This window comes from Mycoplasmopsis gallinarum DSM 19816, assembly GCF_000621085.1.
Lineage (GTDB): Bacteria > Bacillota_I > Bacilli_A > Mycoplasmatales > Metamycoplasmataceae > Mycoplasmopsis > Mycoplasmopsis gallinarum.
In genome coordinates this window covers 1-5095 of record NZ_JHZE01000001.1, presented here as the reverse complement: position 1 = coordinate 5095, position 5095 = coordinate 1, and the positions used below count along the sequence as shown (strand labels likewise).

The 5095-nt window shown below is 26.2% G+C and carries 7 protein-coding genes; 6 read left to right on the top strand and 1 reads right to left on the bottom strand.

Going from position 1 to position 5095, the window contains the following annotated elements; genetic code table 4:
• Nucleotides 1-183: 183 nt before the first annotated feature.
• The 3 genes from rpmG to nusG are packed head-to-tail and all read left to right on the top strand — an operon-like array spanning nucleotide 184 to nucleotide 1151.
• Nucleotides 184-333 carry a 50S ribosomal protein L33 gene (gene rpmG / locus Q346_RS03670; protein WP_036437772.1) on the top strand — a complete coding sequence of 50 codons (150 nt, stop codon included), beginning with the start codon at nucleotides 184-186 and terminating at the stop codon, nucleotides 331-333.
• A 1-nt stretch (nucleotide 334) separates the two neighbouring features.
• A complete protein-coding gene (gene secE, locus Q346_RS0100030) occupies nucleotides 335-541 on the top strand; it encodes a preprotein translocase subunit SecE (protein WP_036437770.1) in 207 nt (68 codons plus the stop codon).
• A 7-nt stretch (nucleotides 542-548) separates the two neighbouring features.
• Nucleotides 549-1151 carry a transcription termination/antitermination protein NusG gene (gene nusG / locus Q346_RS0100025; protein ID WP_027332517.1) on the top strand — a complete coding sequence of 201 codons (603 nt, stop codon included), beginning with the start codon at nucleotides 549-551 and terminating at the stop codon, nucleotides 1149-1151.
• 31 nt (nucleotides 1152-1182) lie between these two features.
• Here nusG and serS read toward each other — a convergent pair whose 3' ends face one another.
• Nucleotides 1183-2451, bottom strand: a complete 1269-nt coding sequence (gene serS, locus Q346_RS0100020) for a serine--tRNA ligase (protein WP_027332516.1) — start codon at nucleotides 2449-2451, stop codon at nucleotides 1183-1185.
• A 168-nt stretch (nucleotides 2452-2619) separates the two neighbouring features.
• Between serS and rpmH the strand changes: the two genes are divergently transcribed.
• From rpmH to yidC, 3 genes are read left to right on the top strand one after another with little or no spacing between them, the layout of a single operon-like run.
• Nucleotides 2620-2769: a 50S ribosomal protein L34 gene (gene rpmH, locus Q346_RS0100015; protein WP_027332515.1), complete on the top strand. Its 150-nt coding sequence runs from the start codon at nucleotides 2620-2622 to the stop codon at nucleotides 2767-2769.
• A gap of 17 nt (nucleotides 2770-2786) precedes the next feature.
• Nucleotides 2787-3113, top strand: a complete 327-nt coding sequence (gene rnpA / locus Q346_RS0100010) for a ribonuclease P protein component (RefSeq protein ID WP_027332514.1) — start codon at nucleotides 2787-2789, stop codon at nucleotides 3111-3113.
• Complete coding sequence (yidC, locus tag Q346_RS0100005) at nucleotides 3103-5064, top strand: membrane protein insertase YidC (RefSeq protein WP_027332513.1); 1962 nt, start codon at nucleotides 3103-3105, stop codon at nucleotides 5062-5064. Before rnpA ends, yidC begins: the two co-directional genes overlap by 11 nt.
• The last annotated feature ends 31 nt before the right edge of the window (nucleotides 5065-5095 follow it).

Here is a 5095-nt window from a genome sequence, read left to right as displayed (position 1 = left end):
AAGATCCTTATTGTAAATATTTATCATCAGATTTAAAAACTAAAAATTTTTATTCAACCACAAAGATTAATCAAATAAAAAGTGATTTTATTCAAAAAGTAAATTTTTTCTTTTCTTTTCAAAAAAGAAATTTATAATGAAAATATAAAAGGTCCTTTAGGGACTTTTTTATTAAGGAAAAATATGCAAAAGAAAAAAGTTACTTTAAGTTGTTCAAATTGTTTTTCTTTAAATTATTCAACATCAAAAAGTTTGAGTAACTCAAATAGAATAGAAATAAAAAAATATTGTCCAAAATGTAAAATTCATATTCTGCATAAAGAGGAAAAATAAAATGCCAAAAGATAAAAAAATTAAAAAAGAAAAGAAATTTATTGTTAGAAGGTTTGTTAAAGAATTAAAAAGAGTTAGATGACCTTCAAACAGAAAAAATTGAGTTTCTTTTTGACAAATAGTTATTTTTACGCTTCTTTTTGTTTTAGCTGTTTTTGCTTTAGCAACGTTATTTACATTATTATGAACTACATTGAAAGTAAATTAGGAGAAAAATGCCAGGAAAATTTTTGTGATATATGGTAAGTACTGTTACCGGAAAAGAAGAACAAGTTGTTGAATCTTTAAAAAATAGAATTATTAGTGAAGCTGTTGAAGAATGTTTTAATTCTGAAGCAACTGAAAATGGAGCATTCAAAATTTTTACTCGTCCTACAATTTCTGCGAGAGAACAAGAAAAGAAGAAAAAAGGTGAACCTTATAAAATAAAAAATATAAACATTTATAGCGGTTACATATTTATTAATATGGATATGACAGATAAAGCTTGATTTGTTGTTCGTAACACAAGATATGTTACAGGTTTAATCGGTTCTTCTGGTAAGGGTGCTAAACCAACTCCCGTTTCTGCAATTGAAATTAAAAAAATGTTTCAAAAAGAACAAAAATTTAGAGAAGAATTCGAAGATGGAAAAATTCATGATACCTTTTTAAAAGGTGAAATAGTTGAAATTATTTCAGGACCATTCAAAGGGGAAGTTGGTCAAATTATTGATTTTAATGACACAAAACAAAGAGCAGTTGTTGAATTAGAACATTTCGGAAGAAAAACACCAACTGATTTTGATTATGATGTCATCAAAAGTAAAGAAAAATAAGCGTATTAGCCTATTTTACAGGCAAATACGCTTATTTTATTTCTGTTATTCCATTCATGTATGGAACAAGTTTTTTCGGTATGGTTAAAGATCCATTTGCATTTTGATAATTTTCCAATATTGCTGCAACTAATCTATCAATTGCAAGTCCTGAACCATTCATTGTATATGCATATACATTTTCATTATTTTCGTTTTTGTATCTTATTTTAGCTCTTCTTGCTTGAAAATCTCCCATATATGAAACTGAACTAATTTCTCTAAATTTCATTTCAGAAGGCAATCAAACTTCTAAATCAATTGTTTTTCTACTTGAAAAACCTAAATCTCCAGTACATAATAATAATTCTCTATATGGCAATTCTAGTTCTTCGAGCACCAATTTAGCCTCTTCCAACATTTCTTCAAATTCACTAAAGCTATCTTTTTCGTTTGTTATTTTTACAAGTTCTACTTTTTTGAATTGATGTAATCTAATAATTCCTCTTGTGTCTTTACCGCCGCTTCCTGCCTCTGATCTAAAGCACTCTGTAAAAGCAGTTAATCTAATTGGTTTATCGAGATTAATAATTTCATTATTATAAATGTTTGTTAATGGAACTTCAGCAGTTGGAATTAAATATAAATCTTCTTTGTTTAAATGAAATAAATCTTCTTCAAATTTAGGCAATTGGCCAGTGCCATATAATATTTCTGGTTTTACTAAAGATTGAATTTCATATTCATCATATCCATTTTTTGTATGTAAATCTAATAAAAAATTTTTGATAGCTCTAATTAATTGAGCTCCTGTTTTTTTATACATTACAAATCTTGAACCAGACAATTTTACTGCTCTTTCTATGTCAATTAAATCTAATTCAAGTGCTAATTTATAATGAGGTTTTACTCCAGAAACAAGTCCTCTTCCAATTTGATCATGAACTTTTAAAACCTTATTATCATTTTCGTCTTTTCCATAAGGCACATCATCTAATGGTAAATTTGGCAAGCGATCTAAAATAAAGTTTACTCTTTTTTCATATTCATTGCTTTGTTTCTCTAATTCCAAAAATTTATTTTTAATTTCTTTAACTTCGTTTTTTGTTTTTTCAAGTTCTTCAGGATTATTTTTTAATTGTGGAATTTTTTTACTAATATTTGAAATTAAGTTTTTAGTTAACTGTGTTTCAGACATTAATTTGCCTCTTTGTTTAGCAATTAAAAAAAGTTCATCAACCAATAACATATCTGCTTTTTTTGCAGCAAGCAATTTTTTAGCTTTGTCTTCGTTTTCTAATAAATATTTTAAATTTAACATTTTGTCTTCCTTTTTTTTGGAGATTTCTTTATTTATTTTAAATTATTTTACTTTCTATTTATTTAAAATATCGTATTTATATATTATGTATTTTAATATATAATAAAAAAGCATTTTAACACCTTATTTTTATTTTAAAATGTATATATTTTAAATATAGGAGGAAATATGAGCTTAAGAACTTACCAACCAAATAAAAGAAAACATGTTAAAGTTCATGGTTTTAGAGCAAGAATGTCTACCGCTAATGGAAGAAAAGTTTTAGCAGCAAGAAGAGCTAAAGGTAGAGCAAGATTGACTGTATCTGATAAAAGATAATTGATTAATGGTTTAAAATGAAAAAAATTTATCGACTACAAAAAAGTTGAGAATTTGATGCTGTGATTAAAAATAAACAACAGCATGTTAATAAATACTTAATTGTTTATTACAAACCAAGTGAAAATTTTAAAATAGGAATTACTGTTCCTAAAAAATTCTGCAATGCAGTGCAAAGAAATTATTACAAAAGACAATTAAAAGCAATCATTAATTCATTAGGAATTTATGATTTAAAAATGCATTTTGTATTAATTTTGCGTAAAGAATTTTTAGATCAGAATTTTTCTATTAAATTAGATACAACAAGAAAGTTATTTAATAAAATCAAAAATGGAAAATAATAGATCAAATAAATTCGATTCTCTAACTACAAAAGGGAATCGAAACAATCAAGAAAAAAGTCTTTGAAAAAGAATTTGATTTTGATTGAAAATTGTAATTTATGTTCTCACTTTTGGTATCACGATGACAGGTTGTGTTCAAACCTGGGCAGTAAAATCATCTAACTATACAGGTAGTGGTGTTGAGTTATATTTAAACAAAAATTCTGTAAGTCCGTATGTTAACACTTTTGTGGTTGGCAAAAAACCAAAAGGTGACTCATATTTGCAAGAAGGTGAATTTTATGAACTTAAACGTGATTCTGAAGCAAACTTTTATCTTAGTGAAAACAAATATGCTAATGTTTTAGAAGCTTTGAGAACACAAACTTTAAGTAATGATGGAGAATATGGTAAATACAATTCATATTCATCTGCTATTCAATTTATCAATAAAGACGGTTCTTTCCTACAAGATAATGAACCTCTTATTAAAGAAAATGATAAATATTTATTTGCAACTTCTAATGCAACCAAGTATTCTTCAATTTATACAAACTTTTCTGATGTTAAGTTTTTAGATCCAGATTTTAATATTAAAAATATTTTTATTGAAAATCCAGATCAAAAAGGAACTTTTACATTAAAAGAAAGTGCCTTATCAATTAATAGACCATATATTGATGATAAGAAAAAAACATGAGAAGTTAAATCTGCCTCTTTATTTTCAGTTCAAAATCAATATGAAGAATCATACAATGTTAATAAAAACGGTAACGTAACTCAATATTGAATGGGGCCTAATAAATATAATCGTGATGTTTTTGAATTTTTATATTTAAAAACTTTTGCAACAAATAATATTTATTCAAGGGTTTTAAACGATTCTGGTTATACAACTTATTCAGATTGAATGAATGCAATTATTAATAAAGAAGTTTCTTCTTTAAATGCTTTACAACTTGAAACATTGTCTAAATATAATGCAACTATTCAAAATTATTTAACTTTAACTAATTTAAATAATTTAGATTTGGATACTTATAAAGTTACTGCATATGAAAAAACTTTTGCAGATCCAGAAAAACAAGGCAGTGCTTTTACTTTTTCTAAAGAAAATTCTGTTGTGGGTTCACAAAAAGAAACTGTTAGATTAGCTCTTGTAGGTGATACACCACAAAAAGCAATTACATCATGAAAAGATTCATGATCTCTTGGGCCTTTCTTTGGATTGTTTGTTTATCCAATTGCTTGAGTAACTTCTTCAATTAGAGAACCATTACCTTCTTTAGGTGGATGAACTACAATTTTTGCAATTATTATTGCTGTTATTATTACTCGTTTAATTGCACTTGCCTTTACTTGAAAATCTACAATGAATCAATCAAAACAAGAGGAATTAAAAACCAAAAAAGCAAAGATTGATGCTAAATATGCTGATTTTCAAGGCAATAAACAAATGAAAGCAAGACAACAACAAGAAGTTGCTGCTCTTTATAAGAAAAATGGTATTAATCCTTTAGATACTTTTGCAACAATTTTAATTTCTATTCCTATTTTTATAGCTATGTGAAGGGTTATTCAAAGTACCCCAAGTTTAAAATCAACACATTGATTAGGAATGGATTTCTCAGCAACTTCATGAAAGAGACTTTTTTATGAAGGTGAGTTTCAATATTTAGGGTTGCTAATCATTACTCTCGCTGTACAAGGAATTTCACAATTTTTACCAAGATTGTTAAATAACAAGAAAAACAAACGGCTTACCATTGTAGAAAAACAAGCTATTAAAAAAGCAAACAAAACTCAAAATATAGTTATGATTGTTTTCTTAGTTATTACAGTAATGTTTACAGCTGGTGTCCAGATTTATTGAATTTTTTCAAGTTTATGAGCAATTGCACAAACACTTGGAATTCATTACTTCAAAAAATCTAAATATTACAAGAAAAAATATTTATCAAAAATTTAAATCGCTGTTTTGGCGATTTTTTTATACAAAA